This is a genomic window from Telluria sp. AZSoR62 (assembly GCF_058111565.1).
This window is the reverse complement of sequence record NZ_JBYTST010000008.1, coordinates 197,338-219,361: the sequence shown is the minus strand read 5'-3', so window position 1 is coordinate 219,361 and position 22,024 is coordinate 197,338. Positions and strand designations below refer to the sequence as shown.

Sequence of the window (22,024 nt, the reverse complement as noted above, 5' to 3'; positions counted from 1 at the left end):
CTGGCGCGGCTGCGCATTCCATGTGATCATGCCGCTTTTTACAGAAGAGTGTGCGCACATGGAACTGGACAAAGCGGCAACGACGGCGCAGGCCCATGTCATCGGCGTCAAGTCCTGGCTGGCGTATGCAGGAGTGCTCGCACTGGCCGTGGTGCTGTTTGCCGGCGCGCTGCCGCTGGCCTTCCTGTGGAACGAGATGGCGGCGGCCGGGGTCATGCTCGCTTCGAGCGCCCTGGTGGCCTATCGCTTCCTGCTGGTGCGCAGCGTGCAGCTGTACTACGACGAGGTCGGCGTCTGGGTGCATGCGGGCGTCCTGCCGTGGAAGAAGGGCGTAAGCGGCGTGAAGTGGCGCGACATGGACGACGCCACCTACGTCAACGGCTTCGTGAGCTGGGCGACCCGCTCGTACACCGTGCGCATCGGCCACCGCTTCACCAGGGACAGCGAGATCGTCCTGCACAACATCGCGCGCGGACGCCAGGCCGTGGAGACAGTCAACGCCGTCCACCAGGAGATGATCCGCAGCGGCGAGATCGAATAAACCGCGCCACGTGTCGGAATGTTTCAGCCGTCCGCAAGCGGCCTGAATGGTGCTAATCTTCTTGCGCCTTGAACTGTTCTGTTGCGCTTGCCGCGCACGGGACGCCTGACCTCATATTTTGCACAGGTACAGAATGATGAAAACGAAGATCGCGCTGGCAGTCCTGCTGGCGAGTTTCGCGCTGGCGCCCGCCAGCGCCAAGACCAGCAAGCCTGCCAAGGGCAAGGCGAAAGCCACCAAGGTAGTCAAATCGAAAGCGTCGGACAAGCGTAAATCGAAAGCACCGGTGAAGAAAGCCGTCGCCGCTGCCGCCGTTGCCGCGCCTGTTGCCGCAGCCATTGCCGCGCCGCCGGCTGCGCCGGCCACGAACGAGAAGCGACTCGATCGCCGCTTCGACACCATGAGCATGCAATACCTGACGGCGCTGTGGCGCATCGATCCGGAAGGCGGCATCTATGTCGGCAAGTTCGAGCAGGCCGCCAACCTGACCCTCCCGGACGCCGCCACCCGCGCCAAAAAGCTCGCCTTTGCCAACGAATGGCTGGACAAGTTCGGCAAGCTGGACGTGCGCCAGCTGTCGCCGCGCCAGCGCACCGACCTGGCCCTCCTGGTGAACAAGCTGGAGAAGGACCGCTGGCAGCTCACCACCTGGCGCGAATACGAGTGGAACCCGTCGATGCACAACATCGCCCAGCCGCTCGACCTGATCCTCAATACCGACTATGCGGCCAAGCCGCAGCGCCTGCGCACCATCCTCAAGCGCCTGGCCAACGCACCGGCCTACTACCAGGCCGCGCAAGCCTCGATCGCCAACCCGACCCGCGAGCACACCCAGCTGGCCATCTCGCAGGCGCCGGGCACCCTTGCGGTGCTGGCCGACCTGGGCAAGGCGGCCCAGGAATCGATCCTGAACGCACAGGAGAAAGCGCTGTTCGCGCAGCGCGTCGCCAACGCCGGCACGGCGCTGCTGGGCTATGTGGACTTCCTGCTGGCCCAGGACAAGGCCATGACTGCCGGGACCATCAAGCCGCGCGCCTTCCGCGCCGGGAAAGACCTGTACGAGCAGAAGTTCGCGCTCGAGATCCAGTCCTCCAGCAGCGCCGAACAGACCTTCCGCAAGGCCCTGGCCACGCGCGAAGAGCTGCTCGCCCGCATGGACACCATCTCGGACGAGCTGTGGCCGCGCTATATGGCCGGCACCGCCAAGCCGCGCGACCGCTTCCAGAAGATCGGCCTGATGATCGACAAGCTCTCGAGCCGCCACGTGGTGCGCGAGAACTTCCTGCCCGAGATCCGCCGCCAGATCCCGCTGCTGCACAAGTTCGTCACCGACCGCAACCTGCTCACGCTCGACGCCGACAAGCCGCTCGAAGTGCGCGAGACGCCGATGTACCAGCGCGGCGTGGCCGGCGCCAGCATCGATGCGCCGGGCCCCTACCGCCCGAAGGACAAGACCTATTACAACGTCACCCCGCTCGACAGCCTCACGCCGCAGCAGGCCGAAAGCAGCCTGCGCGAGTACAACGAATGGATCCTGCAGATCCTGAACATCCACGAGGCGATTCCCGGCCACTACGCGCAGCTGGTGTATGCCAATCGCTCGCCGTCGCTGGTGAAGTCCCTCTTCGGCAACGGCGCCATGGTCGAGGGCTGGGCCGTGTACGGCGAGCGCATGATGCTGGAGAACGGCTACGGCGACAACGCCCCCGAAATGTGGCTGATGTACTCGAAGTGGAACCTGCGCAGCGTGACCAACACCATCCTCGACTACAGCGTGCACGTGCTGGGCATGCAGCAGCCCGAGGCGATCGACCTCTTGGTGCGCCAGGCCTTCCAGACGCGCCAGGAAGCCGACGAGAAGTGGCGCCGGGTGTCGCTCACCTCGGTGCAGCTGACCAGTTACTACAGCGGCTACGAGCAGATCATGGCCTTGCGCGAGCGCCGCAAGCAGCAGCTGGGCGAGCGCTTCAACCTGAAGGAATTCCACGACCAGTTGCTCAGCTATGGCAACGCGCCGGTGAAGATGATTTCCGAACTGATGCAGTGACAATGTGTTGATATTGCACAGCAACTCGGCTGTGCAAAAGCGCACAAGCGGCGTGCTAACGCGCTCGCTTGTGCGCAAGTTCTCCAGGGATAGAATGGATGTGGACCTCGCGCATAAGCGGGGCAACAACCAATAGCCGGAGACCGATCCCATGACTTCCCCTCCCCTGCCGCCGTCCTGACCGCGCGGCCCGCCAGCCTTTCCCGCTTGTTTCACCGAATTGCCGGTCACGAAGGGGCGAGGTCGCATTGCGCCTGTTGTTTCCGGTCCTGTCGCATGCATGACAACAGAACGGAGACTTCCATGGCATTCCTCTTCAAACAGGCGGCGCTTGCCGCCGCCTGCATGGCCCTCAGCCTGCCCGCTTCCGCCCAACTCCAGGCCGGCCCCGGCACGTGGAGCGCGAACCAGACCTGGGCCACCGACACCACCAATGGCGGCGCCCTCACCGGCTACTACTACTGGCCGGCCACCACGCCCACGCTGGCCGGCAAGCGCGCCCTGGTGCTGGTGCTGCACGGCTGCGCCCAGACAGCAAGCAACGACGTCATTGCCGGCACCAGCGACGCCGGCTACAACTGGAAGGCGGCCGCCGACCAGTACGGCGCCGTGATCCTGGCGCCCAACGCCACCGGCAACCTGTACGGTGCGCACTGCTGGGACTGGGCCGCCACCAACCGCAGCCGCAGCTATGGCCACAACGCGGTGCTGCTGGACCTGATCAACCGTTTCGTCAGCAACCCGCAGTATGCGATCGATCCCAAGCAGGTGTACGTGACCGGCCTGTCCTCGGGCGGCTCCAAGACCATGGTGATGGGCTGCGTGGCGCCGGACGTCTTCGCCGGTATCGGCATCAATGCCGGCCCGTCGCCGACCGTCTCGAGTTCGCAGATCGCCTCGGTCCCCGCGGGCACGACCTCCAGCAGCGTGGCCAGCGCCTGCAGCTCCTGGGCCGGCACGCAGGCCAGCCAGTTCCAGACCCAGGTCGCGAGCGTCATCTGGGGCACCAACGACTACGTGGTGGGACAGGCCTACGGCCCGCTCAATGCCGCGGCGATGCGCCAGGTCTACGGCGGCACCTATACCAAGGGCGCTACCGCCACGGTGGCGGGCGGCGGCAGTAACGTGCCCTATTTGGATGCGAACGGCAAGCTGCGCACCTCGGAAATCACGGTCACCGGCATGGCCCACGCCTGGCCGGCGGGCGCCGGTGGCCAGAACAGCAACTACGTCGACGCCACCAAGGTGAACTATCCCGCCTTCGTGATGGACTTCTGGTTCAAGAACAACTTGAGGGTGTCGCAGGCGGCGCCGCCGAGCATGAGCTCCTGCAGCGCCAGCGTCTCCGGCTCCACCGTCACGGTGAACGGCGCCGCGACCGATGCCGCCGGCGCGATCGGCAGCTACCGCGTGGTGCTCAATGGCCCGACCCCGGTAAACGACAGCGCGGCCGGCAGCGGGGCCAGCTTCAGCAAGGCCTATGCGGCGCGCGCCGACGGTTACTACTCGGGCACGGTCACGGCGACCAGCGCCACCACCGGCTTGAGCTCCAGCGCCTGCACGATTTCCCAGTTCCTGGTCGGCAGCGCGCCGGCCCTGCAGGCGCCGGCCGGCCTGGCGGTGGGCGCGCGCACAGCCAGCAGCATCGCGCTGTCCTGGAACGCGTCCAACGGCGCGGTCGGCTACAACGTCTACCGCAATGGCGCGAAGGTCAACGGCGCCGCCCTGGCCGCGACGGGCTACACCGACGGCGGCCTGGCGGCCAGCACCAGCTACACCTACCAGGTGACGGCAACCGGCAACGGCGGCGTGGAAAGCGCCAAGTCGGCCAGCGTGACGGGATCGACCACATCGGGCTTCACCTGCACGGCCACCACCGCCAGCAACTACGCGCACGTGACGGCGGGACGGGCCTATAACAGCGGCGGCTATGCACTGGCCAACGGGTCGAACCAGAACATGGGACTGAACAACACGTTCTACACCACGACCCTGGCGCAGACGGCAAGCGGCTATTACGTGATCGGGAACTGCCCGTAAGCGGGACGCGGCATGCCAGGCCGGGGGCAACCCCGGCTTGGTAGAATCAGGTCATGAAGATGCGCAAGAAATCCGAGCTGCCCGTCAAGCACTGCGCCCAGTGCGGGCTGCCGTTCAGCTGGCGCAAGAAGTGGGAGCGCGACTGGGACCAGGTGAAGTATTGCTCGGAGCGCTGCCGCCGCGGCGCCAAGGCCGCGACATTGGCGTGACGCTCAAGCGTCCTGCGGGGCGCGGGTGACGCGCGCAAACACCGGCGCCACCAGGATGCCCAGCTCGTAGAGCAGGCACATCGGGATGGCCAGCGCCAGCTGGCTGACCACGTCCGGCGGCGTCACGATGGCGGCGATCACGAAGGCGCCGACAATCACGTAGGAGCGGATTTCCTTGAGCTTGGCGATGCTGACGATCCCCATGCGCACCAGGATCACCACCACCACCGGCACCTCGAAGGTGGCGCCGAAGGCCAGGCACATCGACATGACGAAGTCGAGGTAGTTCTCGATGTCGGGCGTGACGGCGATGGACTTCGGCGCGAACTCGCCGATGAACTGGAACACGCGGCCGAACACGAAGAAATAGCAGAAGGCCACGCCGCCGATGAACAGCAGCGAGGACGAGATCACCAGCGGCAGCACCAGGCGCTTTTCGTGCGCGTACAGGCCGGGGGCGATAAAGGCCCACAACTGGTAGAACACCCAGGGCAGCGCAATGATGAAGGCGAGCAGCAGGGTCACCTTCATCGGCACCAGGAAGGGCGAGATGACGCCGGTGGCGATCATGGTCGAGCCGGCTGGCAGCGAAGCGACCATGGGCGCGGCCAGCAGGTCGTAGACCGTGGACGGGCCGGGCCAGATGAACAGCGCCGCGCAGGCGATGGCGATCCCGATCGACGCCTTGACCAGGCGGTCACGCAGTTCGACGAGGTGGGAGATGAAGGTTTCTTCGCCTGCGGCTTCTTCGGTCATTTAGAAAAACGAACTCTTGGATTTGCTGGAGCCTGGGCGGAACTTGCGCACGCGCGCAGCGCCCGACAGCACATGGGTCTTGCCGCCGTTACGGTGCTTGTACCAGGTCGGCACGGCGGAGGTCCGCACCAGCTTCTTGCGGCGGAAGTCGCGCGCCTTGCGCTCGATGTCGGTCGTGCTCAGGAAGGAAGACGAGCCGCCATGCGCGGAGATCGCCTCGCGCCCGTCCCACAGCGCCTCGACCTCGTCGACCTGGCTGGACACGGACTGCTCGAGATCGTCCTTGAACGACTGCGCGCTCTCGTGCACTTCCTTGTGCAGGTTGCGCAGCTCGTCGAGCTCGATCTCGCGGCTGACTTCGGATTTCACATCGTGCAGGTAGCGCTGGGCGCGGCCATACAAGGTGCCGGCCATGCGCGCCACCTTCGGCAGCTTTTCAGGGCCGATCACGATCAGGGCGACAACGCCGATGATCGCGATTTTCGACAGTCCGAGATCGATCATGCCCGGCGATTAATGACGGGTCTTTTCGCGGGCTTCGACATCGATGGTCGACTTGTCGGCAACCTGTTGCGTCGTGGTGGTGGTCGTGGTGGTGGTCGCTTCGGCGTTGGCCTTGTCTTCCTCGCCCTTCACGCCATCCTTGAAGCCCTTGACGGCCTTGCCCAGGTCGCCACCGATATTGCCGATCTTCTTGGTGCCGAAAATCAGCATCACGACGACCAACACAATGACCCAGTGCCAAATACTCATCGAACCCATGTTTATCTCCTAGCGAGGCGCATGCGCCTGTCAATCGGGAAAGCGTATGTTTCAGTATACGCCATGCGAGGGTAGCCTGCCCCCATTAAAACCTGCCAGCAGTCCAGCCAGCTTTTCAGGTACCAAGCCCGCGCCATGGGCGCTTGCCCCCATACATATGCAAGTGCAGGTGATACACCTCCTGCCCACCGTCCGGTCCGGTATTGATCAGGGTCTTGAAACCCCCGCTGCGTCCGCCATTACCGTCCGTCTTGACCGCAACTCCATGCTCTTCTGCAAGCTTCGGCGCCAGCGCCAGCATCTTGCCCAGCACGGCCGCATGCTCGCCGGTGCAATCCGACAAGGTCGCCACGTGCTGCTTCGGGATCACCAGCAGGTGCACCGGGGCGGCCGGGTTGATGTCCTTGAACGCCAGCACGTCCTCGTCTTCGTAGACGACCTGCGCCGGAATTTGCTTGGCAACGATCTTGCAGAAAATGCAGTTATCCATCTTGTCTCCAGATCTGTGACGCGTTCCCTCAGGAACCCTTGCATCCTAGCGGTGCGCCATGACACCGGTATGACCGCGATACCCGATTATGACACCGGTTGCGTGGATGACAAGCACGGGCAGGCTTACTGCTGCGTCCTGGATGCTTTTTCGTCGATGCCGGACACGCCTTCGCGGCGGCCCAGCTCGTCGATGACCTGCTGCGGCGTGAGCCCGAACTGGGCCAGCAGCACCATGCTGTGGAACCACAGGTCCGCGGTCTCGTACAGCACCAGGGAGGCGTCGCCCGAGACGCGCGCGTCCTTGGCGGCCATCACGGTCTCGGTGGCTTCCTCGCCGATCTTTTTCAGGATCGCGTCGTCGCCCTTGGAAAACAGCTTGGCCACATAGGAAGTCGCAGGGTCGCCGCCGTTGTCCGGCTTGCGCGATTCGATCACGGCCGCCACGCGGGCCAGAATGTCGCTCATGGATGGCTCTTTGAATAGATGGTGTCGGGATCCTGCAGCACGGGGTCGACCGCCTGCCAGTCGTCGCCGTCGAATTTCTGGAAGAAGCAGGAATGGCGCCCGGTGTGGCAGGCAATGCCGCCCACCTGCTCGATTTTCAGCAGCACCACGTCCTCGTCGCAGTCCAGGCGCATTTCTACTACCCGCTGCGTGTGGCCGGACTCCTCGCCCTTGTGCCACAGCTTCTTGCGCGACCGGCTCCAGTAGACGGCTTCGCCCAGCTCCACCGTTTTCGCCAGTGCGTCGCGGTTCATCCAGGCGAACATCAATATGTCGCCGGTCGCCGCCTCTTGCGCAATCACCGGCACCAGGCCGTGCTCGTCCCAGCGGACCTTGTTGAGCCACTTGTGCGCCATGTTTACTCCAGCCGCATCGGGATGCCGCGTTCAGCCATGTAGCGCTTGGCCTCAGAGACCGTGTGCTGCCCGTAGTGGAAGATGCTGGCGGCCAGCACCGCATCGGCGTGGCCCTCCAGGATGCCGTCGGCCAGGTCTTTCAGCGAGCCGACGCCGCCCGAGGCGATCACGGAAATGCCCACCGCGTCCGAGACGGCGCGCGTCAGGCCCAGGTCGAAACCGACCTTGGTGCCGTCGCGGTCCATCGAGGTGAGCAGCAGCTCGCCGGCGCCGAGCGACTCCATCTTGCGCGCCCACTCCACCGCATCCAGGCCGGTGGCGTTGCGCCCGCCATGGGTAAATACTTCCCACTTGCCGGGCGCGACCTGCTTGGCGTCGATCGCCACCACGATGCATTGCGAGCCGTGCTTTTGCGAGGCCTCGAACACCAGCTGCGGGTTGGTGACGGCCGAGGTATTCATCGACACCTTGTCGGCGCCGGCATTGAGCAGGCGCCGCACGTCCTCGACCTTGCGCACGCCGCCGCCGACGGTGAGCGGGATGAACACGGTCGAGGCCACGGCTTCGATGATCGGCAGGATCAGGTCGCGGCCGTCGCTGGACGCCGTGATGTCGAGGAAGGTGAGTTCGTCGGCGCCTTGTCCATCGTAGCGGCGCGCGATTTCCACCGGGTCGCCGGCATCGCGCAGTTCGGTGAAGTTGACGCCCTTGACCACGCGGCCACCGGTGACGTCCAGGCAGGGGATGATGCGTTTTGCGAGCATAAAGCTTAGGCCTGGGCGCCCTCGGTCAGTGCGTCGGCGCGTTCCTGGGCCGATGCCAGGTCGAGCGTGCCTTCGTAGATCGAGCGGCCGCAGATCACGCCTTCGATGCCTTCGTCCTGCACCGCGCACAGGGCTTCGACGTCGGCCAGGTTGTGCACGCCGCCGGAAGCGATGATCGGGATGCGCACGGCCTGGGCCAGCTTGACGGTGGCTTCGATGTTCACGCCGCCCATCATGCCGTCGCGGCCGATGTCGGTGTAGACGATCGATTCGACGCCATAGCCTTCGAATTTCTTGGCCAGGTCGATCACTTCGTGGCCCGACATCTTGCTCCAGCCGTCGGTAGCAACCTTGCCGTCGCGCGCGTCCAGGCCGACGATGATCTGGCCCGGGAAGGCGCCGCAGGCGTCGTGCAGGAAGCCCGGGTTCTTCACCGCGGCGGTGCCGACGATGATGTAGCTGATGCCGTCGTCCAGGTAGCGCTCGATGGTGTCGAGGTCGCGGATGCCGCCGCCCAGCTGGACCGGGATCTCCTCGATGCCATGCTCTTCGGCGTATTCCTGCACCACTTGCAGGATCGATTTGACCGCGCCTTCGTTCTTCGGCTTGCCGGCGAAGGCGCCGTTCAGGTCCACCAGGTGCAGGCGGCGCGCGCCCTGCTTGAGCCAATGCAGCGCCATGTCGGCGGGATCTTCGGAGAACACAGTCGCGAGTTCCATGTCGCCCTGTTTCAGGCGAACGCAGTGACCGTCTTTCAGGTCGATGGCAGGGATCAGCAGCATGGTCGTTGTCGGTAGGTTGGTTGGTTTAGGACGTGAACGCGGTTCACGGCTTCCAGTGGATGAAATTGCGGTACAGGCGCAGGCCGGCGGCTGCGCTCTTCTCGGGATGGAACTGGGTGGCCACCAGGTTGTCGCGCGCCACGGCGCAGGCATACATGCCGCCGTAGTCGGCTTCGCCGATGGTGTCCAGCGCGTTTTCGGGCGCGGCGTAGTAGCTGTGCACGAAATAGAAATAGCTGCCGTCCTCGACGCCGTCCCAGAGCGGGTGCGCACGCGTCTGGCGCACGCGGTTCCACCCCATCTGCGGCACCTTGAAGCGCGAGCCGTCGGCCTGCAGCTTGCCGTCGAGCTGGAAACGCACCACCTTGCCAGGCAACAGGCCCAGGCCCGGCGTGCCTTCGTTTTCTTCGCTGGCGTCGAACAGCATCTGCTCGCCCACGCACACGCCCATTACCGGACGGGTTTTGACGGCGCGCAGCAGGGCTTCTTCGGCACCGGACTCGCGCAGGCTGCGCATGCAGTCGCGCATCGCGCCCTGGCCCGGCAGCACGATGCGGTCGGCCGCATCGATGTCGGCGGCCTGGTTCGACACCAGGATGTCGGCTTCCGGCGCGGCCGCGCGCAGCGCCTGCGCCACCGAGCGCAGGTTGCCGAGGCCGTCGACCACTACAATTTTATTCGTCATGGCTCAGTGACCCGATTACAGGCTGCCTTTGGTCGACGGGATGATCCCGGCGGCGCGCTCGTCGAGCGTGGTGGCCATGCGCAGCGCGCGCCCGAAGGCCTTGAACACCGTTTCGCACTGGTGGTGGGCATTCACGCCACGCAGGTTGTCGATGTGCAGGGTCACGCCGGCGTGGTTCACGAAGCCGCGGAAGAATTCGCCGGTCAGGTCGACGTCGAAGGTGCCGATCATGGCGCGCGTCCAGGGGATGTGCATTTCCAGGCCCGGACGGCCCGAGAAATCGATCACCACGCGCGACAGCGCTTCGTCCAGCGGCACGTAGGAATGGCCGTAACGCGTCATGCCCTTCTTGTCGCCCACGGCCTTGGCCACCGCCATGCCCAGCGTGATGCCGGTGTCTTCGACGGTATGGTGGGCGTCGATGTGCAGGTCGCCGACGGCTTCGACTTCGAGGTCGAACATGCCGTGGCGGGCGATCTGGTCGAGCATGTGATCCAGGAAAGGAACGCCCGTATTGAGCTTCTGGCGGCCGGTGCCGTCGAGATTGATCGAGACGCGGACCTGCGTCTCGTTGGTATTGCGCGTGATGTCGGCGGTGCGGGTCATTGCTGGGTGCTCTTCCAGGCCGCCTGTGCACAGGCAGCCGTTTTTTTTATAGGGACGCCCTCAGGGCGTTCAAGAATGCGGTGTTTTCTTCGGGCGTGCTGACCGTGACGCGGATGCAGTTGGCCAACAGCTTGTCCATTTTACTCAAATTTTTAACCAGCACCTTCGCGTTGCGCAGTTCTGAACAGGTCTTGTCCGCGTCGGGCACGCGCAGGGCGATGAAATTCGCGGCCGACGGGAATACTTCGACTCCCGGCAGCGCCGCCAGTTCGGTCGCCAGGCGGCTGCGCTCCTCGTTGAGCAGGGCGGCCTGGCGGTCGAGCACGTCGAGATGGTCGAGCGCGAACTCGGCCGCGACCTGGGTCAGCACGTTGACGTTGTACGGCGGGCGCACCTTCTCGAACTGCGCGAGCAGCGCGGCGTCGCCCGACAGGTAGCCCAGGCGGATGCCGGCCAGGCCCAGCTTGGACAGCGTGCGCATCACGACCAGGTTCGGGAACTCCGGCAGGCGGCCCATGAAGCTCTTGCGCGCGAACGGCTGGTAGGCCTCGTCGACCACGGCGATGCCGGTCTCGCCCAGGGCCTCGATGATGGCCGCCATGTCGCCGGCGTCGAACAGGTTCCCGGTCGGGTTGTTCGGGTAGGCCAGGAACACCAGGGATGGCTGGTGGCGTTCGATGGCGGCCAGCATGGCCGGCAGGTCGAGCGAAAAATCGGCTTTTACCGGCACGCCGACAAAGTCGGCGCCGGCGAACTGGGCCGAACGCGAGAACATCACGAAGGCCGGGGTCGGCGCCATGACGACGGCGCGGCGATCTTGCAGTGCGACCGCGGTGGCCATGATCGAGATCAGCTCGTCAGAGCCGTTGCCCAGCAAGACGTCGTACCCGGCCGGCACGCCCAGGCTGGCGCAGATCTTTTCCTTGAGCGTGGCATAGGACGCCACAGGATAGCGGTTCAGGGCGGCGTCGGCCAGGCGCTGGCCCAGTTCGGCGCGTAGGTCGTCGGGCAGCTCGTAAGGGTTTTCCATCGCGTCGAGCTTGATGTAGCCGCTCGCATCCGGCACGTGGTAGCCGGCGATGGCGCGCACGTCTTCGCGGATGGTGTTCTCGACCAGCTTCTCGATGCTCGTTGTCATGCGGTTTCCTCGTCGGCGAGCGCGCTCCTGGCGGCGCTCCTGCGTTTCTTGGCGGCCTTGCCCGCGACCGGCACCTCGGGCGCGGCCAGGCGCTCCCGGATGATGTCGCAATAGGCCGGGTTCAGTTCGAAGCCGGTGAAATGGCGCCCGGCCTGGCGCGCGGCGATCGCGGTGGTGCCGCTGCCCATGAAGGGATCGAGCACCACGCCGCCGACCGGGCAAGAAGCCTTGACCATGCGTTCGATGATCTCGACCGGCTTCTGGGTCGGGTGGTCGGCGCGCTCCGGGTGCTCGCGGTGCAGGCGCGACACGCTCCACACGTCCTTCGGGTTGTAGCCTACTTCGAGCCATTTGGCGCCGATGAAGATCGAGCGCGAGCGCGCCTTCTTGGTCTCGGCGTCGTAGGGGATGCGCACGGCATCCAGGTCGAAATAATAGTCCTTGCGGTTCACGAAAAAACCGATGGTGTCGTGCACCGACGAGAAGCTGCGCACGCTGCCGCCCATCGAGGGTACGCGGCGGTCCCAGATGATCTCGTTCATCATGGTCATGCGCTTTTTCAGCATGACGAAGATCTCGGGCGCGAAGCGCCAGGTAAGGAAGATGTACAGGCTGCCGTTGGCTTTCAGCTTGGGCAGGGCAGCGTCGATCCACTGCTCGGTCCAGGCCAGGTAGGCCTCGACGCTTTGCTGGTCGGAGGCATTGCCGTAGTCCTTGCCCAGGTTGTAGGGCGGGTCGGTCAGGATCAGGTCGATGGACCCGTCCGGGATGCGCGCCATGCCAGTCAGCGCATCCTCGCAGAACACCTGGTCGACCCAGCCGCTCATGACTTGATTCTCAGCTCGGCGCTGCGGGCGTGCGCCTGCAAGCCCTCGCCATAGGCGAGCGTGGCCGCGACCTTGCCCAGGGTCTGGGCGCCCGCTTCGCTGACGTAGATGACCGAGGAGCGCTTCTGGAAATCGTACACGCCCAGCGGCGAGGAGAAGCGCGCCGTGCGCGAGGTCGGCAGCACGTGGTTCGGGCCGCAGCAGTAGTCGCCCAGCGACTCGGACGAGAAGCGGCCCAGGAACATGGCGCCCGCATGGCGGATGCGGTCCGCCCACTTGACCGGATCGTCGGCCGAGATCTCGAGGTGCTCGGCAGCGATGGTGTTGGCGATCTCGCAGGCTTCGTTCATGTCGCGCACCTTGACCAGCGCGCCGCGGTCGGTGAGCGAGGTGACGATCGTGTCCTTGCGCGTCATGGTCGGCAGCAGCTTGTGGATGCTCGCCTCCACCCGGGCGATGTAGTCCGCATCGGGGCACAGCAGGATGGACTGGGCCAGCTCGTCGTGCTCGGCCTGCGAGAACAGGTCCATCGCCACCCAGTCAGGATCGGTCGTGCCGTCGCACAGCACCAGGATTTCCGACGGGCCGGCGATCATGTCGATGCCCACCGTGCCGAACACGCGGCGCTTGGCGGCGGCCACATAGGCGTTGCCCGGTCCGACGATCTTGTCCACGGCCGGAATGGTTTCGGTGCCGTAGGCCAGTGCGCCCACGGCCTGGGCGCCGCCGATGGTGATCACGCGGGTCACGCCTGCAATCGCGGCGGCGGCCAGCACCATCTGGTTCTTCAGGCCGTCGGGCGTCGGCACCACCATGACGATTTCCTGCACGCCCGCCACCTTGGCGGGAATCGCGTTCATCAGTACCGAGGATGGATAAGTCGCCTTGCCGCCCGGGACGTAGATGCCGACGCGGTCCAGGGGCGTCACGCGCTGGCCCAGCACGGTGCCGTCGGGCTCCGTGAAGGTAAAGCCGTTCAGTTCCTGCTTCTGGCGTTCGTGGAAGACGCGGATGCGTTCGGCCGCGACCTGCAAGGCGGCGCGCTGGGCTTCCGGCAGTGCAGCCAGGGCCGCATCCAGCTCGGCCTGCTGAACGTCGAAGGCAGCCATCGAAGCGGCACCGCCATTCGGGATGCGGTCGAATCTGTTCGTGTATTCCAGTACAGCCGCGTCGCCGCGCCGTTTGACGTCCGCGAGGATCTTGGCGGCCGACGATTCGATCGCATCGTCGGTTTCCGCTTCAAATGCCAGCAACGCATGCAGGGTTTGCTTGAAATCGGGTGCGGAGGAATCGAGCTTGCGGATCTGTACTGCCATGGGTTCAGCCTTGTTGTTGTGAGGCGCGCTGGAACGCGTCGAGGATCGGTTGCAGGCGTTCGCGCTTGAGTTTGAGCGCGGCCTGGTTGACCACCAGGCGCGAGGAGATGTCCATGATCTTCTCGACTTCGACCAGGTTGTTGGCGCGCAGGGTGCCGCCGGTGGAGACCACGTCGACGATGGCGTCCGACAGGCCGACCAGCGGCGCCAGCTCCATCGAGCCATACAGCTTGATCAGGTCGACGTGCACGCCTTTCGCCGCGAAGTGCTCGCGCGCGGTGTTGACGAACTTGGTCGCCACGCGCAGGCGCGCGCCCTGGCGCACCGCGGTCTCGTAGTCGAAACCGGCATTGACGGCCACCGACATGCGGCAGCAGGCAATGCGCAGGTCGATCGGCTGGTACAGGCCTTCGCCGCCGTGCTCGAGCAGCACGTCCTTGCCGGCCACGCCGAAGTCGGCCGCGCCATGCTGGACATAGGTCGGCACGTCGCTGGCGCGCACGATCAGCACGCGCACGCCCGGGTCGTTGGTCGGCAGGATCAGCTTGCGCGAGGTTTCCGGATTCTCGAGCACGGTGATGCCCGCCGCCGCCAAGAGAGGCAGGGTGTCCTCGAAGATGCGGCCCTTGGAGAGCGCCAGGATCAGGCCCGGCTCTCCGCTTTTGTTCGTGGTTGTCATGCGGTTCGCTTTACTTGGCTTCCTTGATGCGCACGATGTCCGCACCCACCGCCGACAGCTTCACTTCCATGCGGTCGTAGCCGCGGTCGAGGTGGTAGATGCGGTCGATCAGGGTCGTGCCCTGGGCGGCCATGCCGGCAATGACCAGCGAGGCCGAAGCGCGCAGGTCGGTCGCCATTACGGGGGCGCCCACCAGGCGGTCGACGCCCTTGATGAAGGCGGTATTGCCTTCGGTGGCGATTTGCGCCCCCAGGCGATTCATCTCCTGCACGTGCATGAAGCGGTTTTCAAAAATGGTCTCGGTGACCTTGCTCGAACCGGCGGCAATGGTGTTCACGGCCATGAACTGGGCCTGCATGTCGGTCGGGAAGCCCGGGTATTCGGTGGTGCGGAAAGAGACCGGGTTCGGGCGCCCGTCCATGCGGGCGCGGATGGTGTCGCCCGAAACGGTGAGCTGCAGGCCGATTTCGCGCAGCTTGTCGAGCGCCACGTCGAAGGTATCGGTGCGGGTATTGCGCAGCAGGATGTCGCCGCCGGTCGCCGCCACCGCGCACAGGAAAGTCGCCGCTTCGATGCGGTCCGAAATCACGGCGTGCCGGGCGCCATGCAAGGACGGAACGCCCTGGATCACCAGGCGGTCGGTGCCGATGCCGTCGATCTTTGCGCCCATCGCCACCAGGAGGTTGGCCAGGTCGGTCACTTCCGGCTCGCGCGCGGCGTTTTCCAATACCGTTTCGCCTTCGGCCAGGGTCGCCGCCATCAGCAGGTTCTCGGTGCCGGTGACGGTGATCATGTCGGTGTGGATGCGCGCGCCCTTGAGCTTTTTGGCTTTGGCGTAGATGTAGCCGCCTTCGATCGTGATCTCGGCGCCCATCTGGCGCAGGCCCTTGATGTGCTGGTCTACGGGGCGCGAACCGATGGCGCAGCCGCCCGGCAGCGAGACCTTGGCTTCGCCGAAGCGCGCCAGCAGGGGACCGAGCACCAGGATCGAGGCGCGCATGGTCTTCACCAGCTCGTAGGGCGCTTCCAGCGAGGTGATGTTGGCGCCATTGAGCGTGACGCGCTCGTCGTCCTGCGTGACCTTCAGGCCGGTCTGCTCGAGCAGCTTGAGAATGGTGCGTACGTCGTGCAGGCGCGGCACGTTCGACAGTTCGAGGTCGCCTGCGGTGAGCAGGCCCGCGCACAGGATGGGCAGGGCCGCGTTCTTGGCGCCCGACACCGAAATATCACCATCGAGGCGTTTGCCGCCGACGATCTGCAGTTTGTCCATGCTTATCCTCCGTACTCTTCAGGGGTCAGGGTTTTCATCGACAGCGCGTGGATTTCTTCGCGCATGCGGTCGCCGAGCACGGCGTACACCAGCTGGTGGCGCTGGATCGGGCGCTTGCCGGCAAAGGCGGACGACACGATCACGGCCGTGAAATGCTGGCCGTCGCCTTCGACTTCCAGGTGGGTGCAATCGAGGCCATTGCTGATGTAGCTGTGGATCAGTTCGGGGGTAGTCGACACGGTAACTCCAGTAAATTCTTGATGGCTCTAGTGGCGCACTCAGTGGCGTAACTTATAGCCACGTTTGAGCATATGAACCGCAATGGCCGCCAGCACTGCAAAGAACACCGACACGATGGCCAGGCTGATCCAGGGCGAGACGTCGGACTTGCCGAAGAATCCATAGCGGAACCCGTCAATCATATAAAAGAACGGGTTGAAATGCGAGACTGCCAGCCAGAATGGCGGCAGTTTTTGGATGGAATAGAACACGCCGGCCAGGAAGGTCGCCGGCATGATCAGGAAGTTCTGGAATGCGGCCAGCTGGTCGAACTTCTCGGCCCAGATGCCGGCGATGACGCCCATCGTGCCCAGGATGGCCGCGCCGAGAAAGGCGAACAGGATGATCCACAGCGGCGCCACGAAGCTCAGGTGCGCGAACCAGGCGGTGATGACGAACACGCCGGCGCCCACCACCACCCCGCGCAGTACCGAAGCAAGTACGTAAGCCGACAGGATCTCGGCATGCGACAGCGGCGGCAGCAGGATGAAGACCAGGTTGCCGGTCAGCTTGGACTGGATCAGCGACGAGGACGAATTGGCAAAGGCGTTCTGCAGCACGCTCATCATCACCAGGCCCGGGATCAGGAAGGCGGTGTAGCTGACCCCATCGAGCATCTCGACGCGGCCATCGAGCACATGGCCGAAGATGAGCAGGTAGAGCATGGCCGTGACAATCGGCGCGGCCACGGTCTGGGTCGCAACCTTCCAGAAGCGCAGCGATTCCTTGTAAAACAGGGTACGGAAACCCACCGAGAACAGGTTCATTGCGGGCCTCCAGGCTGCTTGTCGCCGACCACCTGCAGGAAGATGTCTTCCAGGTCGGCCTGCTCCAGCTGCATGTCGTCGACCACGGCGCCGCTCGTGCGGATACGCGCCAGGATAGGCTCGACTTCGTTCACGTGGTTCACGCGCAGCGTGTACTTGTTGCCATTGTTATGCTCGTCGTGCGAGACCAGGTGGCGCAGGTCCTGCGGCAGGTCGCCGCTGGACAGGTGCACCACCAGCTGCGAGCCGGACACGCGGCGCAGCAGCGCCGACATGGTGTCCAGCGCCACTACCTGTCCCAGCTTGAGCATGGCCACGCGCTGGCACATGGCCTGCGCTTCTTCGAGATAGTGGGTGGTCAGCACGACGGTGTGGCCTTCGCGGTTCAGGCGCGCGATGAACTTCCACAGCGTCTGGCGCAGTTCCACGTCCACGCCGGCGGTCGGCTCGTCCAGCACGATCACGGGCGGCTTGTGCACCAGGGCCTGGGCCACCAGCACGCGCCGCTTCATGCCGCCGGACAGCGCGCGCATGTTCACATCGGCCTTGTTGGTCAGGTCGAGGTTGTGCATCACTTCGTCGATCCAGGCGTCGTTGTTCTTGATGCCGTAATAGCCCGACTGCAGGCGCAGCGTCTCGCGCACCGTGAAGAAAGGATCGAACACCAGTTCCTGCGGCACCACGCCCAGGCGCTTGCGCGCTTCGCGGAAGTCCGTGACGACGTCGTGGCCGTGGATCTTCACGCTGCCGACGTCGGGGCGGATCAGCCCCGCGATGGTGGAAATCAAGGTGGTCTTGCCGGCGCCGTTCGGGCCCAGGAGGCCGAAGAATTCGCCTTCCTCGATGCTGAGGGAAACGCCCTTGAGGGCCTGGAATCCCTTGTAGCTTTTCTCGACGCTGTTAATCTGGATCGCTGTCATTCGTGTGGGGATGGCGCGAGCGCGCCGGACCATGCGGGGAAACGGTCCATTATAGGGGAAATTGCAAATACTAGAGGTCGGTGGGATTTTCGCCGGCCAGGACGGCGCAGCAGGAGATCAGGAAACGCACCGGGTGGACGGCAGGGCCGTCCACCCGGGGGTATTACGACTGCGGCAGCAACTGGTCCACGCCATACAGCGTGGCCAGCTTCTGCACGTTGCACGGCACGTTGGTGAAGGTCAGGCGTTGTCCGGCCTTGTTGGCCAGGCGCTGCCAGGCCAGCAGCACGGCCACCGCCGACGAATCGGCGGCGCTGACGCCGCCCAGGTCGAACTGGGTTTCGCCGGCCGAGATCGCGGCGCAGCCCTGCTCCAGGGCGCTTCTCGCGCTCTCGAAGGTCAGGGCATCGAGCGAGAGCATGGGATTTGCTTCTGCCATGCTTACTTCGGGGCTTTCAGCGGCTTGGCAGCCAGCTGCTGGTTACGCTCGGCCAGCTTCTTGATCAGGCCATCGATGCCGCCCTTGTTGATCTCGCTGGTGAAGGTGCCCTTGTAGGTCTCGACCAGCCAGGCGCCCAGCACGTTGATGTCATAGATCTTCCAGCCCTGTGGGCCGTTGGCCAGGCGGTAGTTCAGCATGATCGGCTCGCCGCGGGCGACGTTGACCTGCGAACGCACTTCGACGTCGGTGGCGCCGGCTTCAGCGCGCATCGGCTTGAATTCGACGGTTTCGTTCTTGATCTGGGTAAGCGCGCCCGAATAGGTGTAGACCAGCAGGGTCTTGAATTCCTGCGACAGCTGCTTCTGCTGTTCCGGGGTGGCCTGGCGCCAGAAGCGGCCGGCCGCCTGCGCGGTCATTTTCTCGGCATCGACGTGCGGCAGGATCTTGGAATTCACGAGTTCCATGATCTTGGCGCGGTTGCCGCCCTGGATGTCCTTGTCGGCCTTGACGGTCTCGATGACGTCGGCGCTGATGCGCTTGACCAGCACGTCCGGTGCTTCGGCGGCGATGGCGGCGGTGGCGAAAGCGAAGGTCGCGGTGGCGGCTGCGATCAGTTGAATGACTGGTTTCATGTGTCGGTTTCCTTGTTGTTGGGTGCCGCCGGGCTCAGCTGCCGGCGGCGATACACCGTTAACTCGTCTTACTGCTTGTCGGATGACACCGGTTGTGTAACCACTTGTGACTTCGGCGCTGGCGCGTCGGTCGGGGCGGCATTGGCCGGCACGGCGCCGGCTGCCGGGGCGCCGGCGGCAGGCGCCTCGGCTGCATCGGCCTCGGCATCGCCCTGGCGCGGCACATTGCCGTCGTACACCTGGCTCTGGCGGCGCTGCATGTAGCCGTCGCGGATGAATTCGTAACGGTCGAGGGCAGCTTCTTCCATCAGGTTCGACGCGTCGAGCAGGACGGCGCGCTTGTCCACGATGTTGACGGCCTTGCCGACGTTGCGCCAGTTGACCGGCGTCTTGTAGCTCCAGATGTCGCCGGCCATGTCCGCCGGCAGGGCCGCAGTGTCACGCACCGTGGATGGGCCCAGCAGCGGCAACATTACGTAAGGGCCGCTTGGAACGCCCCAGGTACCCAGGGTCTGGCCGAAATCTTCGTTGTGCTTCGGGATGCCGGCTTCCGAGGCGATGTCGAGCAGGCCGAAAATGCCGAAGGTCGAGTTCATGGCCACGCGCGTCACGTCGCCCATGCCGGCCTGGCCCTTGCCTTGCAGCAGGTTGTTGACGGCGCTCCAGGCATCCGACAAGTTGCCGAAGAAATTGTTCACGCCGGTTTGCGCGAAGCTCGGCAGCGTTTTCTTGTAGGCGGTGGCGGTCGGCTTCAGCACGGTGCGGTCGACCGCATCGTTGAAGGTGAACACGGCGCGGTTGTATTTCTCGAGCGGATCCTGCGGATTCTGCGGCGTTGCGCAGCCGGTCAGCACCAGGGCAGCGGCAATTGCCGCGGCGAGGCGCATGTGGCCGGGGGTGAAGATTGGAACGTGTTTCATTCAGTACCTTCCTTTCCTTCAGCGGCCTTGCTGTAGATAAATTGATTGATCAAGTCTTCCAGCACCGTTGCCGATTGGGTACGGTTGATGCGGTCGCCATCGACCAGGTTGTTGGTGTCGCCACCCGGTTCGATGCCGATGTACTGCTCGCCCAGCAGGCCGGCGGTCAGGATCTTCAACGAACTGTCTTTAGGGAATTTATATCCTGGCTCCATATCGAGGCGCACGAGCGCCTGGTAGGTCTTGTCGTCGAAGGTGATTTCACCTACGCGGCCGACCACCACGCCCGCGCTTTTCACGGGCGCCTGCGGCTTGAGGCCGCCGATATTGTCGAACTTGCCGGTCACGGCATAGGTCTTGCTGAACGAGAGCGTGCTCATGTTTCCGACCTTGAGCGCCAGGAACAGGAGGGAGATCAAGCCCAGCAGGACAAACAGGCCAACCCAGACGTCGATAGTTTTGCGGTGCATACGAATACTCTTTTTAATCAGTTACTTATTGAACATCAATGCGGTCATGACGAAGTCCAGGCCCCAGACCATCAGCGACGCGATGACGACGGTGCGCGTGGTCGCGCGCGACACGTCTTCCGGCGTCGGCTTGGTCTGGTAACCCTGGAACAGCGCGGTAAAGGTGACCGCCACGCCGAAGATAAAGCTTTTGATGACACCGTTCAGCACGTCGGCGCGCACATCGACGCCGGCCTGCATCTGCGACCAGAACGCGCCTTCGTCCACGCCGATCAGCTGCACGCCGACCAGGTAGCCGCCGAACACGCCCACCGCCGAGAACACGGTGGCCAGGATCGGCATCGCGATGACGCCGCCCCAGAAGCGGGGAGCCAGCACGCGCTGGACCGGGTTAATCGCCATCATTTCCATGGCAGACAATTGCTCGCCGGCTTTCATGAGGCCGATCTGTGCGGTCAGCGAGGTGCCGGCGCGGCCGGCGAACAGGAGCGCCGTCACGACCGGGCCGAGCTCGCGCACCAGCGCCAGCGCCACGACCTGGCCCAGCGCCTGCTCGGCGCCATAGGCCTGGAGTGTGTAATAGCCCTGCAGGCCCAGCACCATGCCGACGAACAGGCCGGAGACGATGATGATCACCAACGAATAATTGCCGATGAAATGGATCTGCTCGGAAATGAGGGTCGGGCGCCGGAACGCGCCGGGCGAGACGCCCAGCAGGTTGAAGAAGGCCCGGGTGGCAAAACCGACGCTGGCGATGGATTCGCGCACGGTGCGGCCGATTGTTTCCAGAACGCCGCTAATCATTTGAGCACTCCCAGGCCCAGGTCGTCGGCCAGCGACTTGCCCGGATAATGGAAGGGCACCGGGCCATCCGGCTCGGCATTGACGAATTGCTGGACGTAAGGATCTTCGGACACGCGCAGGTCGGCCGGCGTGCCTTCGGCGACAATTTTGCCAGCGGACATGAAGTACACGTAATCGGCAATCGCGAAGCATTCCTTGACGTCGTGCGACACCAGGATCGAGGTCGAGCCGAGTGCATCGTTCAGGTTGCGGATCAAGTTGGCGGTGACGCCCATCGAGATCGGATCCAGGCCGGCGAAGGGCTCGTCGTACATGATCAGTTCCGGATCGAGCGCAATGGCGCGCGCCACGGCGACGCGGCGCGCCATGCCGCCGGAAATCTCGGCCGGCTTGAGGCGGTGCGCATTGCGCAAGCCCACCGCATTGAGTTTCATGAGCACCAGGTCGCGGATCAGTTCTTCCGGCAAATTGGTATGCTCGCGCAGCGGGAAGGCAACGTTGTCGAACACCGACAGGTCGGTGAACAGCGCGCCGAACTGGAACAGCATGCCCATGCGGCGGCGCAGGCGGTACAGGCCGTCGGTATCGAGCTGGTGCACGACCTCGCCGCCCACGCGGACTTCGCCGCGCTGGGGGCGGATCTGGCCGCCGATCAGGCGCAGGACCGTGGTCTTGCCGCAGCCGGAACCGCCCATGACGGCCACGAGCTTACCGCGTGGGAAGTCCATGCGGAGGTTCGACAAGACGGAACGCTCCCCATAGGCAAAGTGCAGATCACGGATTTCGACTAGGTTCGACACAGCATGTTTGGTATTTGGGTAATCCGTTATTGTAGTGCAGAAACCATAAGCCTCGCTTGAGGCGCCCCATTTTGGCCTGGCGCCTCGACGTGCGAATACAACAAAAATAACCGGTCAGTCAGATATTTCCGTCCGTAAGCTCTTGTTTTTGCAGAGATATGCATGTCTTACAATGTTGTAATTTGTTGAAATAAATCAACAAATTCCGCAGAGCAA

Annotated in this window: 28 protein-coding genes; 4 read left to right on the top strand and 24 right to left on the bottom strand. The window is 64.4% G+C overall.

Going from position 1 to position 22,024, the window contains the following annotated elements:
- Positions 1-58: 58 nt before the first annotated feature.
- The 4 genes from AC3XQU_RS14585 to AC3XQU_RS14570 all read left to right on the top strand — a co-directional run bounded on the left by AC3XQU_RS14585 (position 59) and on the right by AC3XQU_RS14570 (position 4,837).
- Positions 59-541, top strand: a complete 483-nt coding sequence (locus AC3XQU_RS14585; protein WP_489874880.1) for a hypothetical protein — start codon at positions 59-61, stop codon at positions 539-541.
- A gap of 133 nt (positions 542-674) precedes the next feature.
- The gene (locus AC3XQU_RS14580) at positions 675-2,588 is read left to right on the top strand and encodes a DUF885 domain-containing protein (protein ID WP_489874879.1); all 1,914 of its coding nucleotides are present in this window, start codon (positions 675-677) and stop codon (positions 2,586-2,588) included.
- A gap of 303 nt (positions 2,589-2,891) precedes the next feature.
- The gene (locus AC3XQU_RS14575; RefSeq protein WP_489874878.1) at positions 2,892-4,628 is read left to right on the top strand and encodes an extracellular catalytic domain type 1 short-chain-length polyhydroxyalkanoate depolymerase; all 1,737 of its coding nucleotides are present in this window, start codon (positions 2,892-2,894) and stop codon (positions 4,626-4,628) included.
- A 59-nt stretch (positions 4,629-4,687) separates the two neighbouring features.
- Complete coding sequence (locus tag AC3XQU_RS14570; RefSeq protein WP_489874877.1) at positions 4,688-4,837, top strand: DUF2256 domain-containing protein; 150 nt, start codon at positions 4,688-4,690, stop codon at positions 4,835-4,837.
- 3 nt (positions 4,838-4,840) lie between these two features.
- Here AC3XQU_RS14570 and tatC read toward each other — a convergent pair whose 3' ends face one another.
- From tatC to AC3XQU_RS14450, 24 genes are all read right to left on the bottom strand, one after another.
- Positions 4,841-5,593: a twin-arginine translocase subunit TatC gene (gene tatC / locus AC3XQU_RS14565; RefSeq protein WP_489874876.1), complete on the bottom strand. Its 753-nt coding sequence runs from the start codon at positions 5,591-5,593 to the stop codon at positions 4,841-4,843.
- Complete coding sequence (tatB, locus tag AC3XQU_RS14560) at positions 5,594-6,097, bottom strand: Sec-independent protein translocase protein TatB (RefSeq protein ID WP_489874875.1); 504 nt, start codon at positions 6,095-6,097, stop codon at positions 5,594-5,596.
- A 9-nt stretch (positions 6,098-6,106) separates the two neighbouring features.
- A complete protein-coding gene (gene tatA / locus AC3XQU_RS14555) occupies positions 6,107-6,355 on the bottom strand; it encodes a Sec-independent protein translocase subunit TatA (protein WP_489874874.1) in 249 nt (82 codons plus the stop codon).
- A 115-nt stretch (positions 6,356-6,470) separates the two neighbouring features.
- Positions 6,471-6,845 carry a histidine triad nucleotide-binding protein gene (locus tag AC3XQU_RS14550; protein ID WP_489874873.1) on the bottom strand — a complete coding sequence of 125 codons (375 nt, stop codon included), beginning with the start codon at positions 6,843-6,845 and terminating at the stop codon, positions 6,471-6,473.
- Positions 6,846-6,970: 125 nt separating this feature from the next.
- Complete coding sequence (locus tag AC3XQU_RS14545) at positions 6,971-7,312, bottom strand: phosphoribosyl-ATP diphosphatase (protein WP_489874872.1); 342 nt, start codon at positions 7,310-7,312, stop codon at positions 6,971-6,973.
- Complete coding sequence (gene hisI, locus AC3XQU_RS14540; protein WP_489874871.1) at positions 7,309-7,707, bottom strand: phosphoribosyl-AMP cyclohydrolase; 399 nt, start codon at positions 7,705-7,707, stop codon at positions 7,309-7,311. The genes AC3XQU_RS14545 and hisI overlap by 4 nt, the downstream gene beginning before the upstream one ends.
- A 2-nt stretch (positions 7,708-7,709) precedes the next feature.
- On the bottom strand, positions 7,710-8,471 hold the full coding sequence (hisF, locus tag AC3XQU_RS14535) for an imidazole glycerol phosphate synthase subunit HisF (protein ID WP_489874870.1): 762 nt from the start codon (positions 8,469-8,471) through the stop codon (positions 7,710-7,712).
- A 5-nt stretch (positions 8,472-8,476) separates the two neighbouring features.
- The gene (gene hisA, locus AC3XQU_RS14530; protein WP_489874869.1) at positions 8,477-9,253 is read right to left on the bottom strand and encodes a 1-(5-phosphoribosyl)-5-[(5-phosphoribosylamino)methylideneamino]imidazole-4-carboxamide isomerase; all 777 of its coding nucleotides are present in this window, start codon (positions 9,251-9,253) and stop codon (positions 8,477-8,479) included.
- Positions 9,254-9,296: 43 nt separating this feature from the next.
- Complete coding sequence (gene hisH / locus AC3XQU_RS14525) at positions 9,297-9,938, bottom strand: imidazole glycerol phosphate synthase subunit HisH (protein ID WP_489874868.1); 642 nt, start codon at positions 9,936-9,938, stop codon at positions 9,297-9,299.
- 15 nt (positions 9,939-9,953) lie between these two features.
- On the bottom strand, positions 9,954-10,544 hold the full coding sequence (gene hisB / locus AC3XQU_RS14520; protein ID WP_489874867.1) for an imidazoleglycerol-phosphate dehydratase HisB: 591 nt from the start codon (positions 10,542-10,544) through the stop codon (positions 9,954-9,956).
- 46 nt (positions 10,545-10,590) lie between these two features.
- Complete coding sequence (hisC, locus tag AC3XQU_RS14515; RefSeq protein WP_489874866.1) at positions 10,591-11,682, bottom strand: histidinol-phosphate transaminase; 1,092 nt, start codon at positions 11,680-11,682, stop codon at positions 10,591-10,593.
- Positions 11,679-12,509, bottom strand: coding sequence for a DNA-methyltransferase (locus AC3XQU_RS14510; protein WP_489874865.1), 831 nt, complete (start codon positions 12,507-12,509; stop codon positions 11,679-11,681). The genes hisC and AC3XQU_RS14510 overlap by 4 nt, the downstream gene beginning before the upstream one ends.
- Complete coding sequence (gene hisD / locus AC3XQU_RS14505; protein ID WP_489874864.1) at positions 12,506-13,825, bottom strand: histidinol dehydrogenase; 1,320 nt, start codon at positions 13,823-13,825, stop codon at positions 12,506-12,508. The genes AC3XQU_RS14510 and hisD overlap by 4 nt, the downstream gene beginning before the upstream one ends.
- 4 nt (positions 13,826-13,829) lie before the next feature.
- Complete coding sequence (gene hisG, locus AC3XQU_RS14500; protein WP_489874863.1) at positions 13,830-14,504, bottom strand: ATP phosphoribosyltransferase; 675 nt, start codon at positions 14,502-14,504, stop codon at positions 13,830-13,832.
- Between the two features lie 10 nt (positions 14,505-14,514).
- Positions 14,515-15,774, bottom strand: coding sequence for a UDP-N-acetylglucosamine 1-carboxyvinyltransferase (murA, locus tag AC3XQU_RS14495; protein ID WP_489874862.1), 1,260 nt, complete (start codon positions 15,772-15,774; stop codon positions 14,515-14,517).
- A gap of 2 nt (positions 15,775-15,776) precedes the next feature.
- A complete protein-coding gene (locus AC3XQU_RS14490) occupies positions 15,777-16,013 on the bottom strand; it encodes a BolA family protein (RefSeq protein WP_489874861.1) in 237 nt (78 codons plus the stop codon).
- Between the two features lie 39 nt (positions 16,014-16,052).
- Positions 16,053-16,820, bottom strand: coding sequence for an ABC transporter permease (locus AC3XQU_RS14485; RefSeq protein ID WP_489874860.1), 768 nt, complete (start codon positions 16,818-16,820; stop codon positions 16,053-16,055).
- Positions 16,817-17,740, bottom strand: coding sequence for an ABC transporter ATP-binding protein (locus AC3XQU_RS14480; protein ID WP_489874859.1), 924 nt, complete (start codon positions 17,738-17,740; stop codon positions 16,817-16,819). The genes AC3XQU_RS14485 and AC3XQU_RS14480 overlap by 4 nt, the downstream gene beginning before the upstream one ends.
- 163 nt (positions 17,741-17,903) lie before the next feature.
- Positions 17,904-18,179 (bottom strand): STAS domain-containing protein, encoded by a 276-nt coding sequence (locus AC3XQU_RS14475; RefSeq protein WP_489874858.1) that lies wholly within the window; start codon positions 18,177-18,179, stop codon positions 17,904-17,906.
- Between the two features lie 2 nt (positions 18,180-18,181).
- Entirely contained in the window at positions 18,182-18,814 is a 633-nt protein-coding gene (locus AC3XQU_RS14470; RefSeq protein WP_489874857.1) for an MlaC/ttg2D family ABC transporter substrate-binding protein, read from the bottom strand.
- Between the two features lie 68 nt (positions 18,815-18,882).
- A complete protein-coding gene (locus AC3XQU_RS14465; RefSeq protein WP_489874856.1) occupies positions 18,883-19,734 on the bottom strand; it encodes an MlaA family lipoprotein in 852 nt (283 codons plus the stop codon).
- On the bottom strand, positions 19,731-20,204 hold the full coding sequence (gene mlaD, locus AC3XQU_RS14460) for an outer membrane lipid asymmetry maintenance protein MlaD (RefSeq protein WP_489874855.1): 474 nt from the start codon (positions 20,202-20,204) through the stop codon (positions 19,731-19,733). The genes AC3XQU_RS14465 and mlaD overlap by 4 nt, the downstream gene beginning before the upstream one ends.
- 21 nt (positions 20,205-20,225) lie before the next feature.
- Positions 20,226-21,008, bottom strand: coding sequence for a lipid asymmetry maintenance ABC transporter permease subunit MlaE (gene mlaE, locus AC3XQU_RS14455; RefSeq protein WP_489874854.1), 783 nt, complete (start codon positions 21,006-21,008; stop codon positions 20,226-20,228).
- A complete protein-coding gene (locus AC3XQU_RS14450; RefSeq protein ID WP_489874853.1) occupies positions 21,005-21,808 on the bottom strand; it encodes an ABC transporter ATP-binding protein in 804 nt (267 codons plus the stop codon). Before AC3XQU_RS14450 ends, mlaE begins: the two co-directional genes overlap by 4 nt.
- Positions 21,809-22,024: the final 216 nt, after the last annotated feature.

Coding starts and splice junctions, on each gene's coding strand:
- AC3XQU_RS14575 (WP_489874878.1), top strand. CDS start 2,892: ATGGCATTCCTCTTCAAACAGGCGGCGCTTGCCGCCGCCTGCATGGCC.
- hisB (WP_489874867.1), bottom strand. CDS start 10,544: ATGACCCGCACCGCCGACATCACGCGCAATACCAACGAGACGCAGGTC.
- hisD (WP_489874864.1), bottom strand. CDS start 13,825: ATGGCAGTACAGATCCGCAAGCTCGATTCCTCCGCACCCGATTTCAAG.
- AC3XQU_RS14570 (WP_489874877.1), top strand. CDS start 4,688: ATGCGCAAGAAATCCGAGCTGCCCGTCAAGCACTGCGCCCAGTGCGGG.
- hisG (WP_489874863.1), bottom strand. CDS start 14,504: ATGACAACCACGAACAAAAGCGGAGAGCCGGGCCTGATCCTGGCGCTC.
- AC3XQU_RS14475 (WP_489874858.1), bottom strand. CDS start 18,179: ATGGCAGAAGCAAATCCCATGCTCTCGCTCGATGCCCTGACCTTCGAG.
- murA (WP_489874862.1), bottom strand. CDS start 15,774: ATGGACAAACTGCAGATCGTCGGCGGCAAACGCCTCGATGGTGATATT.
- mlaD (WP_489874855.1), bottom strand. CDS start 20,204: ATGCACCGCAAAACTATCGACGTCTGGGTTGGCCTGTTTGTCCTGCTG.
- tatA (WP_489874874.1), bottom strand. CDS start 6,355: ATGGGTTCGATGAGTATTTGGCACTGGGTCATTGTGTTGGTCGTCGTG.
- tatB (WP_489874875.1), bottom strand. CDS start 6,097: ATGATCGATCTCGGACTGTCGAAAATCGCGATCATCGGCGTTGTCGCC.
- AC3XQU_RS14470 (WP_489874857.1), bottom strand. CDS start 18,814: ATGAAACCAGTCATTCAACTGATCGCAGCCGCCACCGCGACCTTCGCT.
- AC3XQU_RS14465 (WP_489874856.1), bottom strand. CDS start 19,734: ATGAAACACGTTCCAATCTTCACCCCCGGCCACATGCGCCTCGCCGCG.
- AC3XQU_RS14485 (WP_489874860.1), bottom strand. CDS start 16,820: ATGAACCTGTTCTCGGTGGGTTTCCGTACCCTGTTTTACAAGGAATCG.
- hisF (WP_489874870.1), bottom strand. CDS start 8,471: ATGCTCGCAAAACGCATCATCCCCTGCCTGGACGTCACCGGTGGCCGC.
- AC3XQU_RS14480 (WP_489874859.1), bottom strand. CDS start 17,740: ATGACAGCGATCCAGATTAACAGCGTCGAGAAAAGCTACAAGGGATTC.
- AC3XQU_RS14510 (WP_489874865.1), bottom strand. CDS start 12,509: ATGAGCGGCTGGGTCGACCAGGTGTTCTGCGAGGATGCGCTGACTGGC.
- hisH (WP_489874868.1), bottom strand. CDS start 9,938: ATGACGAATAAAATTGTAGTGGTCGACGGCCTCGGCAACCTGCGCTCG.
- mlaE (WP_489874854.1), bottom strand. CDS start 21,008: ATGATTAGCGGCGTTCTGGAAACAATCGGCCGCACCGTGCGCGAATCC.
- hisA (WP_489874869.1), bottom strand. CDS start 9,253: ATGCTGCTGATCCCTGCCATCGACCTGAAAGACGGTCACTGCGTTCGC.
- tatC (WP_489874876.1), bottom strand. CDS start 5,593: ATGACCGAAGAAGCCGCAGGCGAAGAAACCTTCATCTCCCACCTCGTC.
- AC3XQU_RS14585 (WP_489874880.1), top strand. CDS start 59: ATGGAACTGGACAAAGCGGCAACGACGGCGCAGGCCCATGTCATCGGC.
- hisI (WP_489874871.1), bottom strand. CDS start 7,707: ATGGCGCACAAGTGGCTCAACAAGGTCCGCTGGGACGAGCACGGCCTG.
- AC3XQU_RS14550 (WP_489874873.1), bottom strand. CDS start 6,845: ATGGATAACTGCATTTTCTGCAAGATCGTTGCCAAGCAAATTCCGGCG.
- AC3XQU_RS14580 (WP_489874879.1), top strand. CDS start 675: ATGATGAAAACGAAGATCGCGCTGGCAGTCCTGCTGGCGAGTTTCGCG.
- AC3XQU_RS14545 (WP_489874872.1), bottom strand. CDS start 7,312: ATGAGCGACATTCTGGCCCGCGTGGCGGCCGTGATCGAATCGCGCAAG.
- hisC (WP_489874866.1), bottom strand. CDS start 11,682: ATGACAACGAGCATCGAGAAGCTGGTCGAGAACACCATCCGCGAAGAC.